Raw genomic sequence first — 23400 nt, 5'->3', positions numbered from 1 at the left:
GGGCGTGTCCATGGCCTGCTCCCGGTGTGCGCGGTCGGTGACACCACCGATTCTGCGCGTCCGCGCGACCGGGCGCACCGGGTCAGCCGCGCGGGACGACGACGACCGGACACCAGGCGCGGTGGATCACCGCCCGGTGACCGGGCCCAGGCGGTGCCCGGTGCGGCCGAGTACGAGCAGGTCGGCGGTGCCGGAGCCGGCCGCCGTCGCGGACGTCGCCGAGTGCGCTCTCCTCCGTTGCGGCGACCCCTGCCGGCTCGGCGGCGGACAGCAGCGGCCGGTTCGGCGTCCAGGCGTGGACGACCCGCAGCCGGACGCCCCGGACCGCGGCGGCCCGCCGGGCGAAGACGAGGGCGGCCTCGGCGGGGTCGTGGGCGTCGACACCCGCCACCACCTCCCGGGGCGGCCCCGTCGAACCCGGCGAAGCCCGGACCAGGACGACGGGACAGACCGCGCGGGCCGCGACGGCGAGCCCCACCGAACCGAGCGGGCGGTGCGACGCGGAGGAACCGATCACCAGCAGTTCGGCCGAATCCGCCGCGGCCGTGATCCCGGCCGGTGCGTGCCCGTCCAGCAGGGCGGCGTCGACCGCCGAGGCCAGATGGTCGGCCCGCAGCCAGGCCGCGGTGTCTGCGAGCATGCCGAGCACCCGGCCGCGCGCCTCGCTCACACCGGGCAGTCCGGGCGCCGCGTGCTGCGGCCGGGGCCAGGCGCACACCAGCCGCAGCCGGGCACCGCGCCGGACCGTCTCGTCAGCGGCCCACCCGGGCGGCGGCAAGGCTCTCCGGCGAACCGTCGACTGCGGCGAGCCCCAGCGCCGCCCAGCCCCCGTCAGGCCGGGGCGGCGAGCCGCAGCTCCACGCCGACCACCCCGGGCACGGAGCACACCAGGCACTCCAGGACAGGCACGGAGACCGTGTCCGGCAGGCCGCCGCTCAGGGTGATCCGGCCGTTCTCGGAGCGGACGTCGGTGTCCACCGCAGCGGCGGGGCCGAGGGTGGCGACCAGTTCGAGGCGGACGCGGTCGGCGAGTTCCCGGTCGTCGCCGAGGTAGACCTTCAACAGGTCGCCCCGGCTGACGATGCCGACCAGGTAGTCCTCCTCGTCCACGACCGGGAGCCGCTTGAGGTGGCCGCAGGCCATCGCCCGGGCGGCCTCGCCGAGCGGGCTGCCCGGGTGCACGGTGACCGCCGGGACGGACATCATCCGCCCGGCCGTCAGGGCGTCGGCGCGCTCGCCGTCGCGGTCACGGGCGGTGAGCAGGTCGGCCTCGGAGACCACCCCGATCACCCGACCGTCGCCGGTCAGCACGGGAAGCGCGCTGACCTGCCAGCGCTGCAGGGTCTCCGCGACCTCACGGAAGTCCGCGTCGCGGCCGACGGCGACCACGGCGTGGGTCATGACGTCGGCGACCGTGCTCGGTGTGCGGGTCATCGTGGCCTCCTACGAAGCGGCGCGGTAGGCGCGGGGGCGTTCCACGGCCGGATCGGTGTCGTCCTCGGTCCAGTCGAGGGTGTGGTGGACGGCGACCACGCCGTCCACGGCGCGGCAGAGCTGTTCGGCGATCGGGACCAGGCTGCGGCGCGGAAGCCTGCCCTTGAGCGTGACCACACCGTCGTGCACCGCCACCTGGACATCACCGGGGGCGAGCCAGAGGGTCTGGCCGAGGACATCGTGGGTGATCTCCTCCCGGATGGCCGCGTCGTGTCGCAGGAAGACCTGGAGCAGGTCGCGGCGGCTCACGATGCCGACCAGGCGGCCGATCTCGTCGATCACGGGCAGGCGCTTGACCTTGTGTTTGTCCATGGCCCGAGCGGCCTCCGGCACCGACCAGCCGGGGCGGGCGGTGACGGCGGGACTGGTCATCAGCCCGCCGGCGGTCTCGGCCTCGGCGCGGGCGCGGTCGCTCGCGTCCAGCCAGCGGCCCGGGAAGCGGCCCTCCGGGTCCGGCAGAACGGCCTCCTTGCGAAGCAGGTCGGCCTCCGAGACCATGCCGAGCGGTCGGCGCTGGTCGTCGATCACCGGGATCGCGGTGATGTCGTTGCGGTGGAACAGCGCCGCGATCTCCTTGAACGGCGTGTCGGGCCGGGCGGTGACGACCTCACGGGTCATCACGTCATTGACGCTGCGGTGCTGCATCGTCCTCACTCCTCCTCGGGTGGTCCCGCCTTCACTCTCCGCCGCACCGGCCGCCGCCGGACAGGGCCGTACGGTCCCCGCGGACAGGGCCGATCCGGCCCAGGACAGCGCGACCGTACGGCGGGAGCATGGGAGGATCCGTACCTCTCTGGAGGCGGCCATGACCACGGAAGCCCACACACCCCGGCCCGGCCTGCTCACCTTCCTCGGTGGCGTGGGCACCGTCACCGGCAGCAAGTTCCTGGTCGAGACCGACCACGCCCGTCTGATGATCGACTGCGGCCTGTTCCAGGGCCTGGCCGAGCTGCGCCGCCGCAACCGGCGCCCGCTGCCGCTCGACCCGGCCGACGTACGGGCCGTGGTGCTCACCCACGCCCACCTGGACCACTGCGGCTACCTGCCGCGCCTCGTCCGGGACGGCTTCCGCGGCCCGATCCTCACCACCCCCGACACTGCCCGGATCGCCGAGCTGATCCTGCGCGACAGCGCCCACCTGCAGCGGGAGGAGGCGGACCACGCCAACGAGCACGGCTGGTCCAAACACCGGCCGGCCCAGCCGCTCTACGACGACAAGGACGTCGAGAACGCCCTGCGGATGTTCGACCCCGTCCCGTTGGACACCGACATCGAGATCACCACCGGCATCGTGCTCCGGCTGCACCGCGCCGGACACATCCTCGGCTCCGCCTGGGCCCACCTCACGCTCGAAGACGGCCACACCATCGCCGCCAGCGGCGACCTCGGCCGCCCCGTCCATCCGCTGCTGCGCCCGCCCGAACCCTTCACCGGCGCCGACGTCCTGCTCATGGAGTCCACCTACGGCCACCGCCACCACGAGGAGACGGCCGCCCGCGAATGGTTTGCCGCGGCCCTGGAGCGCACCCTGGCCCGCGGCGGGACCGTCGTCATCCCGTCCTTCGCCGTCGACCGCACCGAGGTCGTCCTGCACCAGCTGACCGAGCTGCGCAAGGCCGGCCGCCTTTCCGCCCACGTCCCGGTGTACGTGGACAGCCCGATGGCGCTGGCCACCCTGCAGATCTACCGGGAGGCCTTCGCGGCCGGCTCCGACCAGCTGCGCCCGGACGTCCTCGCCGAGGGCCCGACCGCGCTGGATCCCGAGCCGTTCACCCTGATCCGCTCGCTCCAGGAGTCACTCGCCCTGGACCACGCCCACGGCCCGGCCGTCATCGTCTCCGCCTCCGGCATGGCCACCGGCGGCCGCGTCGTCCACCATCTCGCCCGCCTGCTGCCCGACGCCCGCAACACCGTCGTCGTGGTCGGCTACGCCGCCGAGGGCACCCGCGCCCGGGACCTGGTGGACGGCGCCCGCGCGCTCAAGATGTACGGCAGCTACGTCCCGGTGCGCGCCGAGGTCGTCAACGTCCCCGCCTTCTCCGCGCACGCCGACGCCGGCGAGATCATCGACTGGCTGCGGCATGCCCCACCGCCCAGCGCCGTCTACCTCGTGCACGGCGAACCGGAGGGCTCGCAGGCGCTGCGCGACCGGATCGACCGCGAACTCGGCTGGACGGCCGTGGTGCCCCGCTCGGGCGAACGGGTGCTCGTCCGCTGATCGGCGCCGGGTACCTGGTGGCCGGTCAGCGGCCTCTTGGACCGCGCCGGTGGCCCATACGACGGCGGAACGGAGAACAGCCCGCCGCGCTCGTCCGGGCGCCGGAAGGTGGTGGTCGTCGGTGCCGGGATCAGTGCTCTGGGGACCGCGCGGTACCTGGCCGACAAGGGGCAGGACGTGTCGGTACTCGAAGCCCGCGAGCGGATCGGCGGGCGGGTCTGGACCAGCCAGAAGTGGGCCGGGGTGCCGCTCGACCTGGGTGCGTCGTGGATCCACGACGTCGACGGCAACCCGATCACCGACCTGGCGAAGCAGGCCGGCGCGAGGAGCGTGGTGACCGACCCCGAGAGCGCCACCGACTACGCGTCCGACGGACAGGAGTTCTCCGATGCCCAGACGCAGGCGCTGCAGCGCCGGCAGCAGGACACCGCGAAGGCTCTTTCGACGTTCCAGGGCGACGACAACCAGGACGCCGCGGTGCGCGACATCGTCCAGAAGGCCCTCGGATGGTCGAACCTCACCGACTCCGACAAGGCCCTGGTGGCCTTCGCGCTGAACGACTACGAGCACGATTACGCGGGCAGCGTCGACCGGATGTCCGGCCTGTACTTCGACGACGACGCCAGGATCAAGGGCAAGGACGTGCTGTTCCCCGACGGCTACGGCTCCGTCACCGACCACCTCGCCAAGGACCTGACGGTGCAGACCGGGCAGGTCGTCAAGCGGATCGACTGGACCTCCGACGGCGTGACCGTCACCACCGACAGGGGGACCCTCCAGGCCGACCACGTGGTGGTCACGCTGCCCCTGGGCGTCCTGCAAAGCGGCGCGGTCACCTTCGGCCCCGGCCTGCCCGAGGACAGGCAGACCGCGATCGGCAGGCTCGGCGTGGGCGTGCTCGACAAGTGCTACCTGCGCTTCCCGAAGGTGTTCTGGGCGGAGACCGACTGGCTGATGTACGTGCCCGCCCCGGACCACGACGGGCCAGTGGGCGCAGTGGATCAACGTCGCCTGCCCCACCGGGCAGCCCGTGCTGCTCGGTTTCAACGCCGCCGACTTCGGCCGCACCACCGAGAGCTGGAGCGACAACCAGATCGTCGACAGCGCCATGACCAGCCTGAAGACCATCTACGGCAACGACGTCCCCCGCACCGACCGAGTTCCAGATCACCCGCTGGGCCTCCGACCCGTACGCACTGGGCTCGTACTCCTTCAACAGCCTCGGCTCCACCCCCGACCTGCGCGACCGGCTCGCCGCCGCCGTGGACGGCCGGGTGCACTTCGCAGGCGAGGCGACCAGCCGCCAGTCCTTCGCGACCGTCCACGGCGCCTATCTGTCGGATGTCCGCGCGGCCAAGGAGGTCACCGGCTGAGCCCTTGGCCACCGCCGACCACGGACTTCCCCTGTGACTCTCCGCGACCATCGGCACAGGGCGGTTGGCGACGCCAACCGGATGTGCCACCTCCCTGTTCCGTGGAGATAATCACCCGACTCGCTGCCCGCCGCCTGCCGGATCAAGGTAAGAATGCCACCGAACGTCACCGCCGTGACCACAGCAACCGCTCCGACTGCGCAGTCCCCCTCCCCCGCCAGGACCGTGAAACTCGCGCCCCTAATCGCGCTCATCTTCTTCAGCGTCTCCGGCGGGGCCTACGGCATCGAAGGCCTGTTCTCCACCGCCGGGCCCGGCACGGGTCTGCTGCTACTCCTGGTCACCCCCCTCGTGTACGGCGTTCCGCATGCGATGGTCTGTGCCGAACTCGGCACCGCGATGCCCGTCGACGGCGGCTACTACCATTGGGTGCGGCGCGGGCTGGGGCGCTTCTGGGCCTTCCAGCAGGGCATGCTCAGCTGGTTGGGCGGCTTCGTGGACCTGGCGGTCTATCCGGTCCTGTTCACCAACTACCTCCAGTCCATGGTCGCCTGGGCCGCACCGGGCGACCATGTGCTGTTCACCGCGGGCCACCTCCGGTTCGACGTGCACTGGTGCGTCTGCCTCGCCGTCATCACGGCCTGCGTCCTGCTCAATCTGACGGGCACGGCCAGGGTCGGCCGTACCTCCGTCGTGCTCGCGGTCCTCTGCCTCACCCCGCTGCTGCTGCTGAGCATCGGTGGTTTCGCGCACCTGCTCGGCGACGGCACCAGCCCCGTCGCACAGCTGACCGGTCGCCCCGACCAGTCGGTGGCGAGCGCCTTCGGCGCCGGGCTCTTCCTCGCCATGTGGAACTACGGGGGCTGGGACGACGTATCGGCCTTCACTGGCGAGATGGACAACCCGCGCAGGCACCTGCCGCGCGCCCTCGCCGTCTCGTTGGTGGTCATCACGGCCGGCTACCTGCTCCCCGCGCTCGCCTCGCTCACGCTCGGGCCGGACGGCCCGGCCGGCTGGAAGACCTGACACAGCGGCTCCTTCTCGGACGTGGCCGGAGCCCTGGGCGGACCGTGGCTGCGCACCGCCGTGACGGTCGGCGGCATGATCGCCGCCGGCGCGATGTTCTCCGCGCTCCTCACCTCCAGCGCCCGGGTGCCCTTCGTCCTGGCGCAGGACGGCTACTTCCCGGCCTGGGTGGCGAGGAGGACCGCCCGCCACCGGGTCCCGGTCGTCTCCCTCATCGGCTCCTCCGCGATCTACGCCCTGTTCTGCCTGAGCAGCTTCACCAGCCTGATCATCGCGGACGTCTTCCTCGCCAACATCACGCTCCTGCTCGAAGTCGCCGCACTCATCGCTCTGCGGGTGCGCGAACCCGACCTGGAACGCCCCTACCACGTCCCCGGCGGGGCCATCGGCCTGTCCTTCGTGACCCTGAGCCTGACCGGCGTCTGCGCGTGGGCCACGTGGCAGCAGTACGTGGAGAACGGTGCCAGGGCGGTGACCTACTGCCTCGTCGCCGTCGGCTCCTGCGCGCTGCTCTACCTCCCGTTGGCCAGGCGCCGCCGCCTCGCGGACACAGCGGCGTAGCCCAGCACCGAGGCTCAGGCCGACCCGTTGCTCCGACCTGCCGTTCCAGCAGGCCTGGGACGTCACCTGCGGCCGGGCGCGGCACCTACGGCATCCCGGTCCAGTACGGCGGCGGTACGCCCGCCTCCTCGCTCACTCCGCCCCGGGCCTTCACGAACGCCTCCACGCCGGACCCGGCGGGCCTCGTCCGCGGCTACCTCGGCCGGATGGACCAGCGCTGGCCGGGCACCGCGGCGGCGTGGAACGGCCGGGCCACTCTGTCCGCCTGGCACCTCGACCCGTACACCCACAGGGTCTACTCCTACTGGCCGGTGAGCCACCTCACCACCCACACCGGCCACGAGGGGACGGCCCAGGGCCGACTGCACTCCGCCGGCGAACACACCTCCGACGGCTTCCAGGGCTTCACGGAGGGCGGCGCGAGGACCGGCGCCCGGGCTGCCTTGCCCCCGTCGCTTCGACTGGGGGACCGAGGGGCGGATCGATCAGGCCGAGCGCCGGTAGTAAGTGATGGAGACTCTCACCGGGCCGTCGGTCGTGGCGGTGGCGAGCGTACGGACGACGGCGACATCCTGGCCGCCCGAGGCGCGGACGCAGAAGCTGCGATCGGCACGCAGTGTGGTGAACGGCAGGGCGGAGGTGGGCTGCGTTTCGATGCCCTTGAGGCAGTCGATGAGGGTGAAGGGACCGGCCGGCGGGACGTATGCGTCGCCGTCCTCCTGGATGTAGAAGGCGCCGGCCTGACGGGCCAGGTACCAGGCGCTGGCATCCTGGGTGACCTTCCCGGCCTTGAGGTCGAACTCGTGGTCCCGGTCGGGCGAGGTGAGTTCGAGGTCGGTGTAGACGGTGGTGTAGCCGGGGACCCCGGCCTCGTGTGAGGAGGCGGGCGGGACGGGTGTGGCGGACGGCAGGAGGGCGGCGGCCGTGTTCTGCCTGCCGGTGTTCTGCTCGGCGGAATCGTCGAAGTAGTCGGTGTAGTCGAGCAGGACGTAGGCCGCCGCGGCGCCGAGGAGGAGGGTGGCCACCGTCACGACGGCGGCGCGGGCGCCCCGGCGTGTGGTGGCCTCGACCCTGCGTCCGCTGCCGGAAGCGGTCCCCCCGTGGGCGGGAACGGGGATGGGCGGGGCGGGTGCGGGCGGGGCCGGTACCCGGTCGAGAACGGTGACGGGCGGGGCGGGTGCGGTCGGCAGGTCGGTGTGGCGGTGCAGCTCGCCGCTTACCCCTGGGGGCAACCAGCCGTCGGAGAAACGGAGTTCGCCGCCGGTTGCGGGGTGGTGGCGGACGGCCTCGATCAGCCAACCCGTGCCCGGCCGGTCCCCGGGGTTCTTGGCCAGGCAGTACCGGACCAGTTCGTGCAGTCCGTACGGCAGGCGGGAGAGGTCGGGTTCCTCGTGGACCGCCCGGTAGAGGGTGGTGGGCTCGGGCCCGTCCCCGAAGGGCGGTGCGCCGGAGCCGATGTACGCGATCAGGGCCCCCAGGGCGAAGACGTCGGTGGCCGCGGTGGCGGGCTGTCCGAGGGCCTGCTCGGGGGCCATGTAGCCCGGCGAGCCGATGAGCAGGCCCGTGCCGGTGAGCGGGCTGGCGTCGGCGGCTCTTGCGATGCCGAAGTCGATGACGCGCGGCCCGTCCGCGGCCACCAGGACGTTGCCGGGCTTGAGGTCGCGGTGGACGACGCCCGCCGCGTGGATCGCCTGCAGGGCCTCGGCGATGCCGGCGAGCAGCAGCAGGACCGTGCGCTCCGGCAGCGGACCGTGGCGCCGGACGACCTGCTGGAGGGAGGGACCGGGCACGAACGTGGTGGCCAGCCAGGGGGAGGCGGCGTCGACGCCGGCGTCGACGACCTGGGCGGTGTAGAGACCGTGGATCCGGCGGGCGCTGGCGACCTCCTGGGCGAACCGGTGCCGGAACTCGGCGTCCTCCGCGAGCTCGGGCCGGACCACCTTGAGCGCGACCGGACGCCCACCGGGGGTGTACGCGAGGTAGACGCGGCCCATCCCGCCCGCACCGAGCCGCGCGCGGAGGCGGTAACCCCCGACCTCGCCGGGGTCATCGGGGGCGAGTGCCTCGAAGGCCGAGGAGGAGGCACTGAAGGGCTGCGTGGTCATGAGGGCTCCAGCAGGTGGTGCGGTGGGGACGGGGACGCGGTGGCAGGGGCGGCATGCTGCGGAGCCCCGGGTGCACGCCGGTGGCCGGAACCGCACCGGATCGTGTGCGGCCGCGATCACCGTCCTGGGTCGGACCCGTTCGACCGGTCACCCGGAGTGCCGGGGCCGCTCATGAGGGCGCCTTCGGGCCGGCCGCAGGGTGACCGCCGGACGCCCCCGTCGGCGCGTTCGGGGGTACGCGCCGAAGGGGGCTGCCATCCCGCAGGCCGCAGGGCGACCGACGGGGTCCTGGTGGACGGCTCCCGGGTCGTCCCCCGTCGCCCGCACGAGGGGAGAACGACCCGGGGTTCGGTCACGCGGCGGTGTCAGCCGGTGATCTCCCTGGCCGCGCGAAGACCCGACCGGTAGGCGCCGTGGACGGTGGCGTAGTCCTTGCGGTCCGTCGCCTCTCCGGCGAAGTGCACCCGGCCGTCCACGCCGGCGGCGAGCTGGTTGCGCATGTCGGACGTGGCACCGAGCTTGGTGAACGAGTACGAGCCGCATGCGTACGGGTCGGAGGCCCAGCGCGTGATCTGGTAGTCCGTCGGCTGGGGAATGTTGCCGCCGTAGATCGTCTTCAGGGTGCTCATGGCACTGTCGACGATCTGGGCGTCGCTCCAGCCCTCGATGGTGCGGCCGACGTCGCCAGCGTTGAAGCCGAGCAGCACCGGCTGGCCGGTGGGCCGGGCGATGTTGATCCACTGCGCCCACTGCCCGTACTTGCCCACGTCCGGCACGTACTCCAGCCAGTCTGTGTCCGCCCAGAACACCTTGGGGAAGCGCAGGTAGCACTTGTTGAGGACACCCGAGCCGAGCTTGCCGATGGCGGTGGTCTTGTCCTTCGGCAGGCCGGGGCCGAACTTCACCGCCCCGCTCTGCAGGACGCCCAGCGGCAGGGTGACCACGACGTGGTCGGCCTGGAAGGCGCCCTTGACGGTGGTGACCGTCACCCCGCCGGAGTTCCAGTCGATCTGCTGAACCACCTGCCCGGTCTGCACGGAGAGCCCCTTGGCCAGGTAGTCGCTGATCTGCCCGTAGCCGCCCGGAAACAGCACGTCCTTGCCCTTGATCCTGGCGTCGTCGTCGAAGTACAGGGCCGACATCTGGTCAGCGCTGCCCGAGTACTCGTGCTCGTAGTCGTTCAGCGCGAAGGACACCAGCGCCTTGTCGGAGTCCGAGAGCTTGGACCAGCCCACCGCGTCCTGTACGACGCTGCGGACCGAGGCATCATCGTCATCCTTCTTCTGGAAGGCGGACAGTGCGTTGGCGGCGGCCTTGCGCCAGCGATCGAGCGCCTGGGCCTGGGCGCCCTCGATCTCGTGGCCGGTGGCGAGGTAGTCGGTGGCGCTTTCGAGGTCGGTCACCACCGTCTTCGCACCGGCCTTCTGTGCCAGATCGGTGATCGGATTGCCGTCGATACCGTGGATCCACGACGCGCCGAGATCGAGCGGGGCGCCGGCCCACTTCTGGCTGGTCCAGATCCGCCCGCCGATCCGGTCGCGCGCTTCGAGCACCGACACCTCGTGGCCCCTGTCGGCCAGATCACGCGCGGCGGCGAGACCACTGATCCCGGCGCCGACGACGATCACCTTCTTACGCCCGGACGGGCCCGGCATCCCGCTCTCCTCGCCGTTTCCCCCGTTGTCGCCGTTGTCGTCGCAGGCGGAGAGGGAAGCGAGCAGGGCGAGACTGGGCAGGCCCAGGCCTGCGCTCCGTAGGAAGTGCCGTCGATGCATCGTCATAGCCGTCAACCGATCTGCGTTCTGACACGGGCCGGGACGAGGATGTCGCCGAACGCTCCGTCGCGTCCATCGGCCCGCCCGCGGGTGAGGAAGCCTCGCAGGCTTCGAAGGGCCCCTCCGGTCGGGGACGGCCTCCCGCCCTGTCGTCCTCCCAACCGGCGTACGCCGCTGGGATGCCGACCTGCGGCAACCCGCCCCGCCGGCAAGTGGGGCCGATACAGCAAAGAATACTTTGAAACATCAATGTGTCAATAGAGGCATTAGAGGCCTCCAGCGAGGCGGAAACTCGTCCCGGGTGACGCCCACAAGTGACGCTCATCTCGGCATCCGAGGCGCACTTCCGGGCATTGGCAGGCCGAGACGATCAGCACTCTCGGCGATCCAGGTCGTGCTGCCGGGGCGCGCCGGTCGAGCCGGCGCCGCCGCCCGCTCCTGCCGCCGAGGCGTGAGAGCCCGAGACCGGCGCCTCGGACGCACGGTCAGGCGGCCGCGCCCTGGAGCAGGATCGCCGTGATGAAGTCCGGGGCCTGGCGGGACCCCATGGAACCTTCGAGGGTCAGCTCCCAGGCGGTCTCGGACAGGCCGCAGAAGGTCGAGGCCAGCCAGGTCGCCGGCATGTCGTTGCGCAGCAGCCCGGCGTTCTGGCCGCGCTTGAAGAGCTCCACGGTCCGCCCGAAGACCGAGTCGGCCCGCCGACTGGCCTCGGGCACGCCCAGGACGTCGGGCTCGACGTAGACGAGGTTCCACAGCTGGGCGAACGGCGGATACTCGGCGACCAGGGCGGCGAGCACGTCTTCCACGGGAGCAGTGTCGGCCTCGGCCCGGGACAGGGCCTGGTCGCAGTCGTCGAGGATCTTCCCGGCCATCGCCTGAACCAGGTCCTGGCGGGTGGGGAAGAGCCGCACCAGGGTCGCCCGACTGATGCCCGCCCGCTTGGCGATGGCCTGCATGGACGCCGCCCGGTCCTTGGCCAGGACGGGGATCGCCGAGTCCAGGACCTCGGTCGCATCGGTACGCATCGCCGAGCCAGCCCCCAATGCTTCTGTTGATACATTGATGCCTCAATGTATTCTCTGTAGTATCACCCCTCATTGTACTGAAGAGAGCCGCGGGCCTGGGACCGGCGTCGAGTCCCGTCCCACCGACCGAGGGAACCCGCGCCATGCCGAAACACCCGGCCAACCGGGGCGTCCTCCCATCGAGCCCGAACCCGGCCCGATCACCGTGCCGCACCCGAGGAGCGAGGAATCGGACCACACGACGACGCGGACTGCCTGCCGCCCCGGCGGGTCTCCCGCCCTCAGCGGACGGAAGACCCGCGCGCAGGCGCGCCTCCTGCCGGAGCGTCAGACGCACCGAAGGCGCCCGCTCAACGGACTGGGCACCACCGCAGGATGCAGCCGGACGGCGAGACGGCAGCGCGGGTACGGCAACGGTCCCCGGTGGCAGCACCGGGGACCGCGGAGGGGCACGGGCCGGCGGCCGTGCAGCAGGGTGCTGCGGCGGAGCGAAGGTGCCACGGGCGCCTCGCGGGCCCTTCACGCGGGCGGCTCGGGGACCGCACGCGATCGACGGCGAGGCGTACGGGCGAAGTCACCGTCCGTGGCCGCCGACGCCGTCCGGGCGTTCCCGTCCGCGCCCCGTCCCAGAACGCCGATGGGCCCACGCCGCACCGTGCTGCTTCACGGGGTCGCGACGATGGACGCAGCCGCCTGCGCCGTCGGTCCCGTTCGTGCCGTTCTGGCCGGGCCGCCGTCCCAGCCTGCCGCCATTGCCACCGCCTCCACCGCCCCCGCCGACGCCGGCGGGGCAGGCCCCGGTCACGGCTACGGGCAGGGTGACGGTCCCGCCGGTGCCGCCGGCCTGGCTGCCTCCGCCGACGGGGCCGCCCGCGGTGCCGGGGTAGACGGTCGGGGCGGCGTTCACGCCGGCGGCGGTGGCCGCGCAGATCGGTTCAGTGCCCTGCCCGCCGCCGGTGGCCTGGACGAAGCGTGCTGCTCCACCGGTCCCGCCGCCCTGACCGGCGGGGCTGCCGGCTGTGCCGTCATGGCCGACGCTGCTGGCGGAGCCGTGGCCACTGGCTCCGCCGCCTCCGCCGCCTCCGCCGCCTCCGCCGGGGGCGAGTACCTTCAGTCCCCCGGGCCCGCTGACGGCGGCGGCCTGCCCGCCGCTCCCCTGCAGACCGGGCCTGCCGGCGCAGTCCGCCTCCCCGATCAGCTCCTCCCCCACCCAGGCGCCGAGCGCCAGCAGGCCCGCCCGGGGCGGCCCGCACAGCCGGTCGGCGGCCTGCGCCGGCGCGTTGCGGCTCACCCCGAAGAACCGCATCCGGCGGCTCTCCTCCGACATCCCCTCGGCGTGCAGGTCCAGCACCGCGCGGTGGTCGCCCGGACCGAGCGGGCGGAGTTCGACGGTGGTGCCGTCGGCCAGCAGAGCTTCGGCGGTCACCCGCGGCGGGTGGACGATGGACATGGCGCCTCCTCGGCCGTCGCCGTTCTACCCCTCCAGCCGGCTTCGCACTGCTCGGCCTCTACCTGCTCGCGCAGTCCACGACCGTCCTGGTCAGCGGCTTCCACCCGCACCACTCCACGCTCGGCATCGCCTGGACCGCCGTCACCGCCGCCGTGATGTTCGCCCTCGCCTACGGCAAGACCCGCACCGGCACCGCCCTGGACAACCCCGTCCTCAGGACCGAGGGCCGGGTCACCCTGGTCGACGGCCTGCTCGCCACGGCGGTCCTGCTCGGTCTGGTCCTCAACAGCACCCTCGGCTGGTGGTGGGCCGACCCCGCCGCCGGCTACGTGCTGGTCTACTAGGCCGCCCGCGAGGTCCGCGAGATCTTCCTCGGCGACCACTGAACCAGCCGGGCACCGGCCCACCGCGCGCCCCGCGCGTCGTCACCGACGCCCGGACCAGCGCGGCTCCACCAGCTCCCAGGCAGCCTCCCAGTCCCTCTCCGCCCGCCGGTCCAACGCGCGGCGGCGCAACGCGAAGGCGCCCTCCGCGCCGAAACCGAGCACGGTCACCGTGCCGAAGCCGACCAGGAGGGTGTCCGTGAGGATCATGTCGATCGGCTTCGGCCCGCCGACCGGGTCCCCGGCGTCGTTCAGATCGATCCGCACGGGCGTGCCGGCGAGAGTCCCGTCCGGCACGGCCACGCTCCCCCTGCCGGGCCCGACGGGGTACGTCCAGCTGACCGGGGCGAACTCCCGGACACCGCCGGTACGTGAAGTGCCCGACAGCGCCGCACCCGTGGTGACGGCGGTGACGACATGCCGGTGCCGCGCGGTCTGCTGCGCAGTGTGCGTCTCCGCACGGTAGACCAGCAGGGCCGCGACCACGGCCGCGACCAGCGTGGCCAGCATCGCCACCGCCAGCCCGGCCACCAGGCGGCTGTACGCCTGGTCGAGCGGGCGGCACAGCGGGCTGTAGTCCCGCCCGGTCGCCCGGCGGACGTGCCGGCGCAGGGACGTGTGCGAGGACGGGTGTCTGGGGGTGGTGACAGCGGTGGACATCTCGCGCCTCCTCGTACCGGGGTGGCAGGTGCTCCCGTCCATCAGTCTTCCGATCCGCCCCCGCTCCCCCGAGGGCCTGACGGCCCCGCCGCCGGGTCCCGAGGGTCCACCCGTTCCGGGCCCCTGGTCCCGGCTGGTCCCGGCCCGGCCTTCCGTGACCGGATCCACCACTCGGGACCCCGGCGCCGGGGCCACCAGGACCGGGAACCAGGGGCCGTCCGGCCCCTGCCGAAGCCGCCGCGCGGTGGTGCCATGGGAGTACGGACGGCCGGGCATGCCCCGGCCCGGGACCGACCCAGGGAGAACGGCATGGAAGCCGCCGTGGGAGACCGCATCATCGTCCAAGGCACCCGTCCCGGCGCGGTGCGGCGGGACGGGGAGATCATCGGCCTGCACCACCCGGACGGCAGCCCGCCGTATGACGTGCGCTGGTCCGACGACGGCCGGGTGACCGAGTACTTCCCCGGCCCGGACGCCCGGATCCACCACTACCGGCACGCGGACGAGACGGTCCCTTCCCAACCGCACCTCTTCGCGGACTAAGGGGCCCAAGGCCATCACCGTCGCCACCCACGCCCCGGAGCCCGGGCTGACCTCCGCCGAGGCCGCCCGGCGGCTCGCCGAGCACGGCCCCAACGAGGTCGCCGCCGACCGGCGGGTGCCGCTGTGGTCCCGGGTGGGCGCGCAGCTGCGCGATCCCCTGATCACCGTGCTGCTCGCGGCCGTCGCCCTGACCCTCGCGATCGGGGACCAACCGGACGCGGTGGTCATCGCGCTGGTGATCGTGGTCAACACGACCGTGGGAGTGGTCCAGGAGGTCCGGGCGGAGAGCGCCGTCGCCGCCCTGTCCCGGCTCTCCGCGCCGGCCGCGCGGGTGCTGCGCGACGGTGAGCAACGCGGAGTCCCCTCGACCGGGATCGTCCCGGGCGATGCAGTGGCCCTCGCCGAGGGCGACATCGTCCCGGCCGACGCGAGGCTGGTCGACTCGGCGGCCCTCCTGCTCGACGAGTCGATGTTGACCGGCGAGTCCCTGCCGGTGGCCAAGGCGGTCGGAGCCGCTGTACCGGAGGACGAGACGGTCCGGGCGGGGACGGTCGTGCTGCGCGGCCGGGCACTCGCCGTGGTCACCGCCACCGGGGCGGACAGCGCGCTGGGCCGGATCGCCGCGCTGCTGCGGCCCCAGCCCGAACCCACCCCGCTCCAGCGAAGGCTGGCCGGGCTCGGACGGGTGCTGGCCGCCGTGGCGGTCGGGTTGTGCGCGGTGGTCTTCGTCGTCGGCCTGCTCCGGCACCAGCCGCCCGGCGAGATGGGGGTGACGGCGATCAGCCTGGCGGTCGCCGCCGTGCCGGAGTCGCTGCCCGCGGTCGTCACGCTCGCGCTGGCCCTGGGCGCGCGCCGGATGGCCGCCCGGCATGCCGTCGTGCGGCGGCTGCCCGCCGTGGAGACGCTCGGCTCGGTCTCGGTGCTGGCGACGGACAAGACCGGCACCCTCACCGAGGGCCGGATGGTGGTCGAGCGCCTCTGGACGCCGCACTCGACGGCCGTCGTGACCGGTCACGGATACGGACCGGCCGGCGTGACCGGTCACGGATACGGACCGGCCGGCGTGACCGGTCACGGATACGGACCGGCCAGCGTGACCGGTCACGGATACGGACCGGCCGGCGGGATCGAGCTCGACGGAGACGCCGAGGACGAGGTGCGGAGCCTGCTCACCGCCGCCGCGTTGTGCAACGACGCCGTGCTGCGGCCGCCGACGGAGGCCGACGACGAGTGGGGAGCGCTCGGCGATCCCACCGAGGCTGCCCTGCTGACGGCCGCCGGCAAAGCCGGTTTGAACCACGGACAGCTTCAGGAGGCCTGGCCCCGCACCGCCGAGGTGCCGTTCGACAGCCTCCGCAAACGGATGACCACCGTACACCGCACCGCCGAAGGCGGACTGCTGGCCTGCCTCGAGGGTGCGCCGGAGGCCGTCCTCGCCCCTGCGGTACTGGACGGGCCCCCGGAGCTGGTGGAGCGTGCCCGGAAGGCGGCCGCCGCTCTCGCCACGGAGGGCTACCGGGTGCTCGCCGTGGCCGAGCGGCACCTCGACCACCTCCCGGACCCGCCAGAGGAGGCCGAGCACGGACTGCGGCTCCTTGGCCTGGCCGCACTCGCCGACCCGCCCAAGCCCTCCGCGGCCGCCACCCTGGCCGCCTGCCGCCGGGCCGGCATCCTGCCCGTGCTGGTCACCGGAGACCATCCGGCCACCGCCCGGGCCCTGGCCGTGCGGGTCGGACTGCTGGAAGCGTCCGCCGGGCCGGAGGCCGTGGTCAGCGGACAGGGGCCGGCCGGGATCGGCGACCCGACCCAGGTACGGGTGTTCGCCCGCACCGATCCCCGGCAGAAGCTCGACATCATCCAGGCCTGGCGGGCCCGCGGCGCCGTCACCGCGATGACCGGCGACGGCGTCAACGACGGCCCCGCCCTGCGGCAGGCGGACATCGGCGTGGCGATGGGCCGCCGCGGCACCGAAGTCGCCCGGCAGGCCGCCGACCTGGTCCTCGCCGACGACGAACTCGCCACCGTGGTCGGTGCGGTGGCGGAGGGCCGCCGGGTCTACGACAACATCCGCCGCTTCCTGGTGTACGGGCTGGCCGGCGGAGCGGCCGAGATCCTGGTCATGCTGGCCGGCCCGCTGTTCGGCCTGGCACTGCCGCTGCGGGCGGGCCAGATCCTGTGGATCAACCTGCTCACCCACGGCCTCACCGGCGTCGCCATGGGCGCGGAACCGCTCTCACCCGGTGCGATGGCGCGCCCCCCGCGACCGCCGCGCCAGCACATCCTGGGCGCCGGGGTCTGGCAGCGGGTGCTGCTGCTGGGCGTGGTGGCCGCGGCCGCGTCGCTCGGCGCGGCACTCTGGGCCCACGGCGGCGAACGCCCTTGGCAGAGCGTCCTGTTCCTCGCCCTGCTGGCCGCCCAGCTCGGCGTGGTACTGGGCCTGCGTGAACGCCTGCTGACCCGTGCCAACCTCTTCCTCCCGCTGGCCGTGCTCGCCTCGGCCGCGCTCGGGGCGGCCGCCCTCTACCTTCCGTTCCTGCGCGACGTGCTGGACACCGTTCCGCTGTCCTGGAGCGACCTCGCCGCACCCGTCGTCGCCGGGCTCGTCGGGTTCGTCGCGGCCCGGCTCCGCAAGCAGGGGATCTGACGCGGCGCGCGAGGCCGAGGGCCCGCCGGGCCCGGCACCGGCCGCCGGCCGGGCGGCGCAGGTGGGTACGCCGGGCCCCGGGCCCTGGGCCGGTCGGCCCTCGTGGCCGGCACCGGGCCCGCCTAGCGTGGGAACAGGATCCTGCCGCAGCAGGACCGAGGAGGAGCCATGACATCCGCAAGATGGCAGCACTGATCAGGACTCTCGGGCGCATCGCCGCCCGGCACCCCGGGCCGCCCCGCAGCAGCAGCCCGGGGTGCCCCGCTCCCCGCCCCACGGTCACCTGGGAGGAGGCCGAGGAGCTGATCACCGCCGCCCTGCGGGCCGGGCTGATCGACCGGTCGGAGTACCGGGACCACCTCGCCCTGCTGGCCGAGGTGGAGGACGCCCGCAGCCCCCTGCAGCCGCCGCGACCGTGACGGCCCGCGGCGACGGGGAGACACTGATCGAGGGGCCGGAAGACGGGAGTACAGGCGATGGCTGACGGCGCAGGCGGCGGGTACCGCGCCCTGGTCGGAGAGCTGGCAGGCTTGGTGCGGCTGGCGCACGCTGCGCTCTGCGGTGCGACGGCCGCACTGACCGGACCGGCGGGCGGCGACGGCGTCCCGGCCGCAGAGAGGGCCCTCGCCGAACTGCGGTCCCGGATCGAGGAGGACGCCGCCGGCACGCTCGGCGGCCGCGCCGGGGTCGTGGCGGGCGTCCACGTCGGGTGCGGGGCTGAGGCCCTCGGGCAGCTGGCGCAGCGGCTGCTGGAGGCGGCCTGGGCGCGCCGGGAGCGGGATCCGTTCGACGAGCCGCTACTGGCCCCGCTACGCGGAGTCGCCGACTCGGCCCTGGACTCGGTCTCCCGGGCGGCCGACGTGCTGGAGTCCGGGGTGCCGGGGAGCATCGCGGACGTTCTCACCGAGTCACACGACATCGGTCAGCGGCAACGGCTGCTGTACGAACTCCTGCTACGCGCGGAGGAGGCGGACCCGGTCGACGCTGCCGACCTGGTGCTGCTGTCCTGCTGCTACCGGCAGTGCGCCGACCACGCGGGGGCGATAGCCCGGTACGCGGGGCTGTTCGCGCACGCTGCGGTCTGAGGCGCTACGGCAGCCCGGCGACGGCGATCACCTCCCGCAGGAACCTCCTGGTCGGCTCGTGCCGGACCATGCCCCGGTCGGTCACCAGCATCGGCCCGAGCACCGGATCGTCCGCCGGCTCCCCTCCCCGGATCAGGCGGTCCAGCAGTGCCAGGGCGTTGTGGGCGTACGCGAGCGAGGCGGTCGTGGGCACCTGGGCGGCGAGCTCCCCGGCACCGATGACCGTCACCCCGTCGCCGACCGGCGTGGTGGTGTCCGACCGGACGCCCTCCACCGTGCCGCCCTCCGGGCCGGCCGCCAGGTCCACCAGCACCGAGCCGGGCCGCATCCGCCCCACCACGGTCGTATGGAGCAGCACCGGGGGCGTCCGGCCGGGCGGGGCGAGGGCCATGACGACCACGTCGTGGCGGGTGACGGCCTCGGCGAGGCCCGCCGTCCAGGCCGGGCGTTCACGACCGAGGGCGTCCCACAGCTCCCGTTCGCCCGCCACCGGGTGGAGTCCGGGCAGGTCCAGCAGTTCGGCCCCCAAGGCAACGACCGCCGCCCGCTCGCGGTGGCGCAGTTCGACGGCACTGACCGGTGCGCCCAGGCGGCGGGCGGTGTCCGCCGCCTGCAGGCCCGCGTGGCCGGCACCCACCACCAGCACCCGGACCGGCTCGAGCAGCCCGTCCGCGGTGCCCCAGGGCGGCAGGCAGCGGTCCAGGCGGGTGGCGGCCAGCAGGACCGCCCGGTAGCCGGCCGCCCGGCCCTGGGAGGCCTCGGCGTCGAGCGGGTAGGCGGCGGGCAGGTCCGGCGCCAGATCGAGGCCGATGACCGTCACCCCGCGGTCGGCCCACCGCCGGACCAGGTAAGGGATCCGGTGCGGGCGCACCAACACGGCCAGTACCTGGCCGGGGCGAAGCTCGCGGACGGAGTCGACGTTCGGCGGGTGGATGCCCAGCAGTACGTCCGCGCGGCGCAGCAGTTCGGCCCGGCCGACCACGGCGGCGCCTGCGATCCGGTAGTCGGCGTCGTGGTGACCGGCCAGGGCACCGGCGCCGGGCTCGACCAGGACGGTCGCGCCCAGGCGCTCGGCGGCCGGCACCAGCTCGGGCACCAGGGCCACCCGCCGTTCGCCCGGCGCGGTCTCGCGGAGCACCCCTGCCGTCATGGTCCTCATCGCCGCCTCCATCGTCCCCCGGTCGGCCACCATGCCCAGTATGTCCGTTTGCTCATCGACTTCGTCCGGTCGGATACTCGTGCGCAGGGCCCCGGGCCCAGGGTCACTCACACCCGGGCGCCGCGCGGTACGGCGGAGGGAGCCGGTCATGACCTCCAGGGGCTGGCAGTTCTGGGTGGACCGGGGCGGAACGTTCACCGATGTGGTCGCGCTGGCCCCGGACGGTCGGCTGCTGACCCACAAGCTGCTCTCACGCGGCCCAGCCCGCCACGAGGACCCCGTCGTGTCCGGGATCCGGGCCCTGCTCCCCCCGGGAGCAGACATCGAATCGGTCCGGATGGGCACCACGGTGGCCACCAACGCCCTGCTGGAGCGCACCGGGGAGCCGACCGCACTGTGCATCACCCGCGGTTTCGCGGACGCTCTGCGCATCGGGTACCAGAACCGGCCGCGGATCTTCGCCCGCGAGATCACGCTGCCCGAACCGCTGTACGCCCGGGTGGTCGAGGTGGACGAGCGGATCACCGCCGACGGGGAAGTACTGCGTCCGCCCGACCTCGGCCGGCTCGCCGAGGAGCTCCGCAACTGCCTGGCCGACGGGATCCGCTCGCTCGCCGTGGTCTGCCTGCACAGCTACCTGCACCCCGCGCACGAACGGGAGATCGAGCGGCTGGCCGGGCGACTCGGCTTCGACCAGGTGTCGTTGTCCAGTGAGGTGAGCCCGCTGATGAAGCTGGTGCCGCGCGGGGACACCGCCGTGGTGGATGCCTACCTCAACCCCGGCCTGCGCCGCTACGTCCGGCAGGTGGCGGACGAACTGGCCGGTGTCCGGCTGATGTTCATGCAGTCCAACGGCGGACTGGCCGAGGCCGGGCACTTCCGCGGCAAGGACGCGGTCCTCTCCGGTCCGGCCGGCGGCATCGTCGGCATGGTGCGGTTGTCGGAGCTCGCCGGCCACCGACGGGTGATCGGCTTCGACATGGGCGGCACCTCGACGGATGTGTCGCACTACGCCGGCGAGTACGAGCGGGTGGTGACCACTCAGGTCGCCGGGGTAAGGCTGCGGGCGCCGATGCTGGCCATCCGGACCGTCGCGGCGGGAGGCGGCTCCGTCCTGCGCTTCGACGGCGAACGCCTGCGGGTCGGCCCGGACTCGGCCGGCGCCGACCCCGGCCCCGCCTGCTACCGCAACGGTGGACCGCTCACCGTGACCGACGCCAACCTGCTGCTCGGCCGGATCCAGGCCGGGCACTTCCCGCGCGTGTTCGGGCCGGGCGGCGATCAGCCGCTCGACACCGACCTGACGAAGCGCCGGTTCGCGGAACTGGCCGCCGAGATCGGCGACCGCACGGCCGAGGAGGTCGCCGAGGGCTTCCTGCGGATCTCCGTGGGCAGCATCGCCAACGCGATCAAGCGCATCTCCGTCCAACAGGGCCACGACGTCACCCGCTACGCGCTGACCACCTTCGGCGGCGCGGGCGGCCAGGTCGCCTGCCCCGTGGCCCGGGCACTGGGCATCCGCACGGTGCTCGTCCCACCGATGGCCGGAGTCCTCTCCGCCCTCGGCATCGGTCTGGCCGACACCACCGTCCTGCTCGAGCACGCCGTCGAACTGCCGCTCGCAGCGGACGACGTGGCCGCCGTGCGGGCGCTCGCCGGGGAACTGGCGGCGGCGGCCGGCGGCCGGCTCCTCGACCAGGGCGTCCCGGAGGAACGGATCCGGCTCACCCACCGGGCCAGGCTGCGCTACCAGGGCACCGACACCGCGATCGACGTCCCGCTGGGCGCACCGGCCGACATGCGCGCGGAGTTCGAGGAACGGCACCGGGCCACCTACTCCTTCCTGATGGACCGCCCGCTGGTGATCGAGGCCCTCACCGTCGAGGGCACCGGCCTCACCGAGCGGCCGGAACTCGACGCCCTCTCCCCCGCCCCCGAGGAGCCTGCGGAGCCCACCACCGTCGAGCTGTACACCGGCGGAGAGCGACGCCAAGTCCCCTTGCTGGAGAGGGAGTCCATGCGCCCCACGGACACCGTGACCGGCCCTGCGGTCATCGCCGAGGCCAATGCCACCACCGTGGTGGACGAGGGCTGGCAGGCGACGGTCACCGAAGCCGGGCACCTCCTCGTCGAGCACGTCGAGGCGGGTACCGAGGAGGCCGTCACCACCGCCTCCGACCCCGTCCTGCTGGAGGTCTTCAACAACCTCTTCATGGCGATCGCCCAACAGATGGGCGCCCGGCTGGAGTCCACCGCCCAGTCGGTCAACATCAAGGAGCGGCTGGACTTCTCCTGCGCCCTCTTCGACCCGGACGGCAACCTGGTCGCCAACGCCCCGCACATCCCGGTCCACCTCGGCTCGATGGGAACCACCGTCAAGGAGGTGATCCGCCGCCGCGGCCGGCAGCTGCGCCCCGGCGACACCTACGCGGTCAACGACCCCTACCACGGCGGCACCCACCTGCCCGACATCACCGTGGTCACCCCGGTCTTCGATCCGGCCGGGAAGGACGTCCTGTTCTTCGTCGCCTCCCGTGGCCACCACGCCGAGATCGGCGGCATCACCCCCGGATCGATGCCCGCCGCCAGCCGCGAGATCGAGGAGGAGGGCGTGCTCTTCGACAACTGGCCCCTGGTGGTGGACGGGCGGCTGCGCGAGGAGGAGACCGTCCGGCTGCTCACCGAGGCGCGGTACCCGTCGCGCGACCCGGACACCAATCTCGCCGACCTGCGCGCCCAGATCGCGGCCAACCGGAAGGGCGTCGACGAGGTCGGCGCAATGATCGACCACTTCGGCCTCGATGTCGTCCAGGCCTACATGCGGCACGTCCAGGACAACGCCGAACAGGCGGTGCGCCGCGTCATCGACGGCCTGGTCGGCGGCAGCTGCCGCTACGAGACCGACTCCGGTGCCGTGATCGCCGTCGAGGTCAGGGTGGACCGCGACGAACGCAGCGCCACGATCGACTTCACCGGCACCTCCCCACAGCTCGGGACCAATCTCAACGCACCCTCCGCCGTGGTCACCGCCGCCGTCCTGTACGTCTTCCGCACCCTCGTCGAGGACGACATCCCCCTCAACGACGGCTGCCTGCGCCCCCTGCGGATCGTCGTCCCGCCCGGCTCGATGCTGGCGCCGGAGTACCCCGCCGCCGTCGCCGCGGGAAACGTCGAGACGTCGCAGGCCATCACCGGCGCGCTGTACGGAGCCCTCGCCGTCCAGGCCGAGGGCTCGGGCACCATGAACAACCTCAGCTTCGGCAACGAGCACCACCAGTACTACGAGACCATCGCCTCCGGCTCCGGCGCCGGTCCCGGGTTCCACGGCGCCGACGCCGTCCAGACCCACATGACCAACTCCCGCCTCACCGACCCCGAGGTCCTGGAGTGGCGCCTGCCCGTCCTGGTCGAGGAGTTCGCCGTCCGCCCCGGCAGCGGCGGCGCCGGCCACTGGCACGGCGGCGACGGCGCACTGCGCCGACTGCGCTTCCGCGAACCGGTGACGGTCAGCCTGCTCTCCAGCCACCGCAGGGTCCCGCCGTACGGCCTGGCCGGCGGCTCGCCCGGCGCCCTCGGTGCCAACCGGATCCTGCGCGCCGACGGCACCGTCGAGGACCTGCCCGGCTGCGGCAGCGCCGATGTCGGGGCGGGAGACGCCCTGGAGGTCCGCACACCCGGCGGGGGCGGCTACGGGAACCCGTAGCCGAGCCGCCGAACACGGGTGACCGGCCGTCTCCGCCCGGGGCGTCCGGTAGCGGCGGACCGACCGCGTCACGTCCGTTGCGAGGAGCACCGGCCGCGGATCCGGCCCGCGGCGATCCCGGCCAGGGCGGCAAGGCGGCGCAGCGGCAAGGCGGCCGGACGCGACGGCGGTCGCCCCGGGAGCCCGGTGGCCGACC

General features: G+C 73.5%; 17 protein-coding genes and 2 pseudogenes. 10 read left to right on the top strand and 9 right to left on the bottom strand.

Annotation, left to right across the window (positions count from 1 at the left end):
- Positions 1-82: 82 nt before the first annotated feature.
- From ACZ3YL_RS41340 to ACZ3YL_RS41330, 3 genes are read right to left on the bottom strand one after another with little or no spacing between them, the layout of a single operon-like run.
- Positions 83-778: a universal stress protein gene (locus tag ACZ3YL_RS41340; RefSeq protein ID WP_465662894.1), complete on the bottom strand. Its 696-nt coding sequence runs from the start codon at positions 776-778 to the stop codon at positions 83-85.
- 53 nt (positions 779-831) lie between these two features.
- Positions 832-1434, bottom strand: a complete 603-nt coding sequence (locus ACZ3YL_RS41335) for a CBS domain-containing protein (protein ID WP_465662892.1) — start codon at positions 1432-1434, stop codon at positions 832-834.
- 9 nt (positions 1435-1443) lie between these two features.
- Positions 1444-2139, bottom strand: a complete 696-nt coding sequence (locus ACZ3YL_RS41330) for a CBS domain-containing protein (RefSeq protein WP_188309012.1) — start codon at positions 2137-2139, stop codon at positions 1444-1446.
- A 160-nt stretch (positions 2140-2299) separates the two neighbouring features.
- Here ACZ3YL_RS41330 and ACZ3YL_RS41325 point away from each other — a divergent pair, with 160 nt between their 5' ends.
- The 4 genes and pseudogenes from ACZ3YL_RS41325 to ACZ3YL_RS41310 all read left to right on the top strand — a co-directional run.
- On the top strand, positions 2300-3712 hold the full coding sequence (locus tag ACZ3YL_RS41325; protein ID WP_188309011.1) for an MBL fold metallo-hydrolase RNA specificity domain-containing protein: 1413 nt from the start codon (positions 2300-2302) through the stop codon (positions 3710-3712).
- Between the two features lie 108 nt (positions 3713-3820).
- A complete protein-coding gene (locus tag ACZ3YL_RS41320) occupies positions 3821-5122 on the top strand; it encodes a flavin monoamine oxidase family protein (RefSeq protein WP_465662889.1) in 1302 nt (433 codons plus the stop codon).
- A gap of 116 nt (positions 5123-5238) precedes the next feature.
- Positions 5239-6672 (top strand): annotated as a pseudogene (locus tag ACZ3YL_RS41315) (APC family permease).
- Positions 6591-7103 (top strand): annotated as a pseudogene (locus tag ACZ3YL_RS41310) (FAD-dependent oxidoreductase); the annotation flags it as partial. The pseudogenes ACZ3YL_RS41315 and ACZ3YL_RS41310, both read left to right, overlap by 82 nt.
- Before the next feature lie 54 nt (positions 7104-7157).
- Here the strand turns inward: ACZ3YL_RS41310 and ACZ3YL_RS41305 are convergent.
- The 4 genes from ACZ3YL_RS41305 to ACZ3YL_RS41290 form a co-directional block, all read right to left on the bottom strand.
- Positions 7158-8777 (bottom strand): serine/threonine-protein kinase, encoded by a 1620-nt coding sequence (locus ACZ3YL_RS41305; RefSeq protein WP_465662887.1) that lies wholly within the window; start codon positions 8775-8777, stop codon positions 7158-7160.
- A gap of 365 nt (positions 8778-9142) precedes the next feature.
- Positions 9143-10558: a flavin monoamine oxidase family protein gene (locus ACZ3YL_RS41300; RefSeq protein WP_465662885.1), complete on the bottom strand. Its 1416-nt coding sequence runs from the start codon at positions 10556-10558 to the stop codon at positions 9143-9145.
- A 479-nt stretch (positions 10559-11037) separates the two neighbouring features.
- Positions 11038-11577 carry a TetR/AcrR family transcriptional regulator gene (locus tag ACZ3YL_RS41295; RefSeq protein WP_188309006.1) on the bottom strand — a complete coding sequence of 180 codons (540 nt, stop codon included), beginning with the start codon at positions 11575-11577 and terminating at the stop codon, positions 11038-11040.
- A gap of 574 nt (positions 11578-12151) precedes the next feature.
- Entirely contained in the window at positions 12152-13027 is an 876-nt protein-coding gene (locus ACZ3YL_RS41290) for a hypothetical protein (RefSeq protein ID WP_465662884.1), read from the bottom strand.
- Between the two features lie 47 nt (positions 13028-13074).
- On the opposite strand from ACZ3YL_RS41290, the gene ACZ3YL_RS41285 reads away from it, so the two are divergent.
- Complete coding sequence (locus ACZ3YL_RS41285; RefSeq protein WP_465662898.1) at positions 13075-13371, top strand: cation efflux transmembrane domain-containing protein; 297 nt, start codon at positions 13075-13077, stop codon at positions 13369-13371.
- Positions 13372-13452: 81 nt separating this feature from the next.
- Here the strand turns inward: ACZ3YL_RS41285 and ACZ3YL_RS41280 are convergent, their stop codons facing one another.
- Positions 13453-14070, bottom strand: a complete 618-nt coding sequence (locus ACZ3YL_RS41280; protein WP_465662883.1) for an Rv1733c family protein — start codon at positions 14068-14070, stop codon at positions 13453-13455.
- A 309-nt stretch (positions 14071-14379) separates the two neighbouring features.
- Here ACZ3YL_RS41280 and ACZ3YL_RS41275 point away from each other — a divergent pair, with 309 nt between their 5' ends.
- The 4 genes from ACZ3YL_RS41275 (at position 14380) to ACZ3YL_RS41260 (ending at position 18342) form a co-directional block, all read left to right on the top strand.
- Complete coding sequence (locus ACZ3YL_RS41275; protein WP_188309004.1) at positions 14380-14613, top strand: DUF1918 domain-containing protein; 234 nt, start codon at positions 14380-14382, stop codon at positions 14611-14613.
- 13 nt (positions 14614-14626) lie between these two features.
- The gene (locus tag ACZ3YL_RS41270) at positions 14627-17257 is read left to right on the top strand and encodes a cation-translocating P-type ATPase (protein WP_465662896.1); all 2631 of its coding nucleotides are present in this window, start codon (positions 14627-14629) and stop codon (positions 17255-17257) included.
- A gap of 182 nt (positions 17258-17439) precedes the next feature.
- Positions 17440-17676: a hypothetical protein gene (locus ACZ3YL_RS41265; RefSeq protein WP_465662882.1), complete on the top strand. Its 237-nt coding sequence runs from the start codon at positions 17440-17442 to the stop codon at positions 17674-17676.
- 57 nt (positions 17677-17733) lie between these two features.
- Positions 17734-18342: a hypothetical protein gene (locus ACZ3YL_RS41260; RefSeq protein WP_465662880.1), complete on the top strand. Its 609-nt coding sequence runs from the start codon at positions 17734-17736 to the stop codon at positions 18340-18342.
- A 4-nt stretch (positions 18343-18346) separates the two neighbouring features.
- Here ACZ3YL_RS41260 and ACZ3YL_RS41255 read toward each other — a convergent pair whose 3' ends face one another.
- Positions 18347-19501: a Rossmann-fold NAD(P)-binding domain-containing protein gene (locus tag ACZ3YL_RS41255; protein WP_465662878.1), complete on the bottom strand. Its 1155-nt coding sequence runs from the start codon at positions 19499-19501 to the stop codon at positions 18347-18349.
- A 148-nt stretch (positions 19502-19649) separates the two neighbouring features.
- Here ACZ3YL_RS41255 and ACZ3YL_RS41250 point away from each other — a divergent pair, with 148 nt between their 5' ends.
- On the top strand, positions 19650-23204 hold the full coding sequence (locus ACZ3YL_RS41250) for a hydantoinase B/oxoprolinase family protein (protein WP_465662876.1): 3555 nt from the start codon (positions 19650-19652) through the stop codon (positions 23202-23204).
- Positions 23205-23400: the final 196 nt, after the last annotated feature.

The sequence above is a fragment of the Kitasatospora sp. NPDC023176 genome, from assembly GCF_055560495.1.
This window is presented reverse-complemented; position numbering and strand designations above follow the sequence as displayed.

Excerpts from the sequence above, each read along its gene's own strand:
- ACZ3YL_RS41290 (WP_465662884.1), bottom strand. The coding sequence starts at position 13,027 with ATGTCCATCGTCCACCCGCCGCGGGTGACCGCCGAAGCTCTGCTGGCC.
- ACZ3YL_RS41255 (WP_465662878.1), bottom strand. The coding sequence starts at position 19,501 with ATGAGGACCATGACGGCAGGGGTGCTCCGCGAGACCGCGCCGGGCGAA.
- ACZ3YL_RS41325 (WP_188309011.1), top strand. The coding sequence starts at position 2,300 with ATGACCACGGAAGCCCACACACCCCGGCCCGGCCTGCTCACCTTCCTC.
- ACZ3YL_RS41280 (WP_465662883.1), bottom strand. The coding sequence starts at position 14,070 with ATGTCCACCGCTGTCACCACCCCCAGACACCCGTCCTCGCACACGTCC.
- ACZ3YL_RS41260 (WP_465662880.1), top strand. The coding sequence starts at position 17,734 with ATGGCTGACGGCGCAGGCGGCGGGTACCGCGCCCTGGTCGGAGAGCTG.
- ACZ3YL_RS41300 (WP_465662885.1), bottom strand. The coding sequence starts at position 10,558 with ATGACGATGCATCGACGGCACTTCCTACGGAGCGCAGGCCTGGGCCTG.
- ACZ3YL_RS41295 (WP_188309006.1), bottom strand. The coding sequence starts at position 11,577 with ATGCGTACCGATGCGACCGAGGTCCTGGACTCGGCGATCCCCGTCCTG.
- ACZ3YL_RS41330 (WP_188309012.1), bottom strand. The coding sequence starts at position 2,139 with ATGCAGCACCGCAGCGTCAATGACGTGATGACCCGTGAGGTCGTCACC.
- ACZ3YL_RS41250 (WP_465662876.1), top strand. The coding sequence starts at position 19,650 with ATGACCTCCAGGGGCTGGCAGTTCTGGGTGGACCGGGGCGGAACGTTC.
- ACZ3YL_RS41265 (WP_465662882.1), top strand. The coding sequence starts at position 17,440 with ATGGCAGCACTGATCAGGACTCTCGGGCGCATCGCCGCCCGGCACCCC.
- ACZ3YL_RS41305 (WP_465662887.1), bottom strand. The coding sequence starts at position 8,777 with ATGACCACGCAGCCCTTCAGTGCCTCCTCCTCGGCCTTCGAGGCACTC.
- ACZ3YL_RS41275 (WP_188309004.1), top strand. The coding sequence starts at position 14,380 with ATGGAAGCCGCCGTGGGAGACCGCATCATCGTCCAAGGCACCCGTCCC.
- ACZ3YL_RS41335 (WP_465662892.1), bottom strand. The coding sequence starts at position 1,434 with ATGACCCGCACACCGAGCACGGTCGCCGACGTCATGACCCACGCCGTG.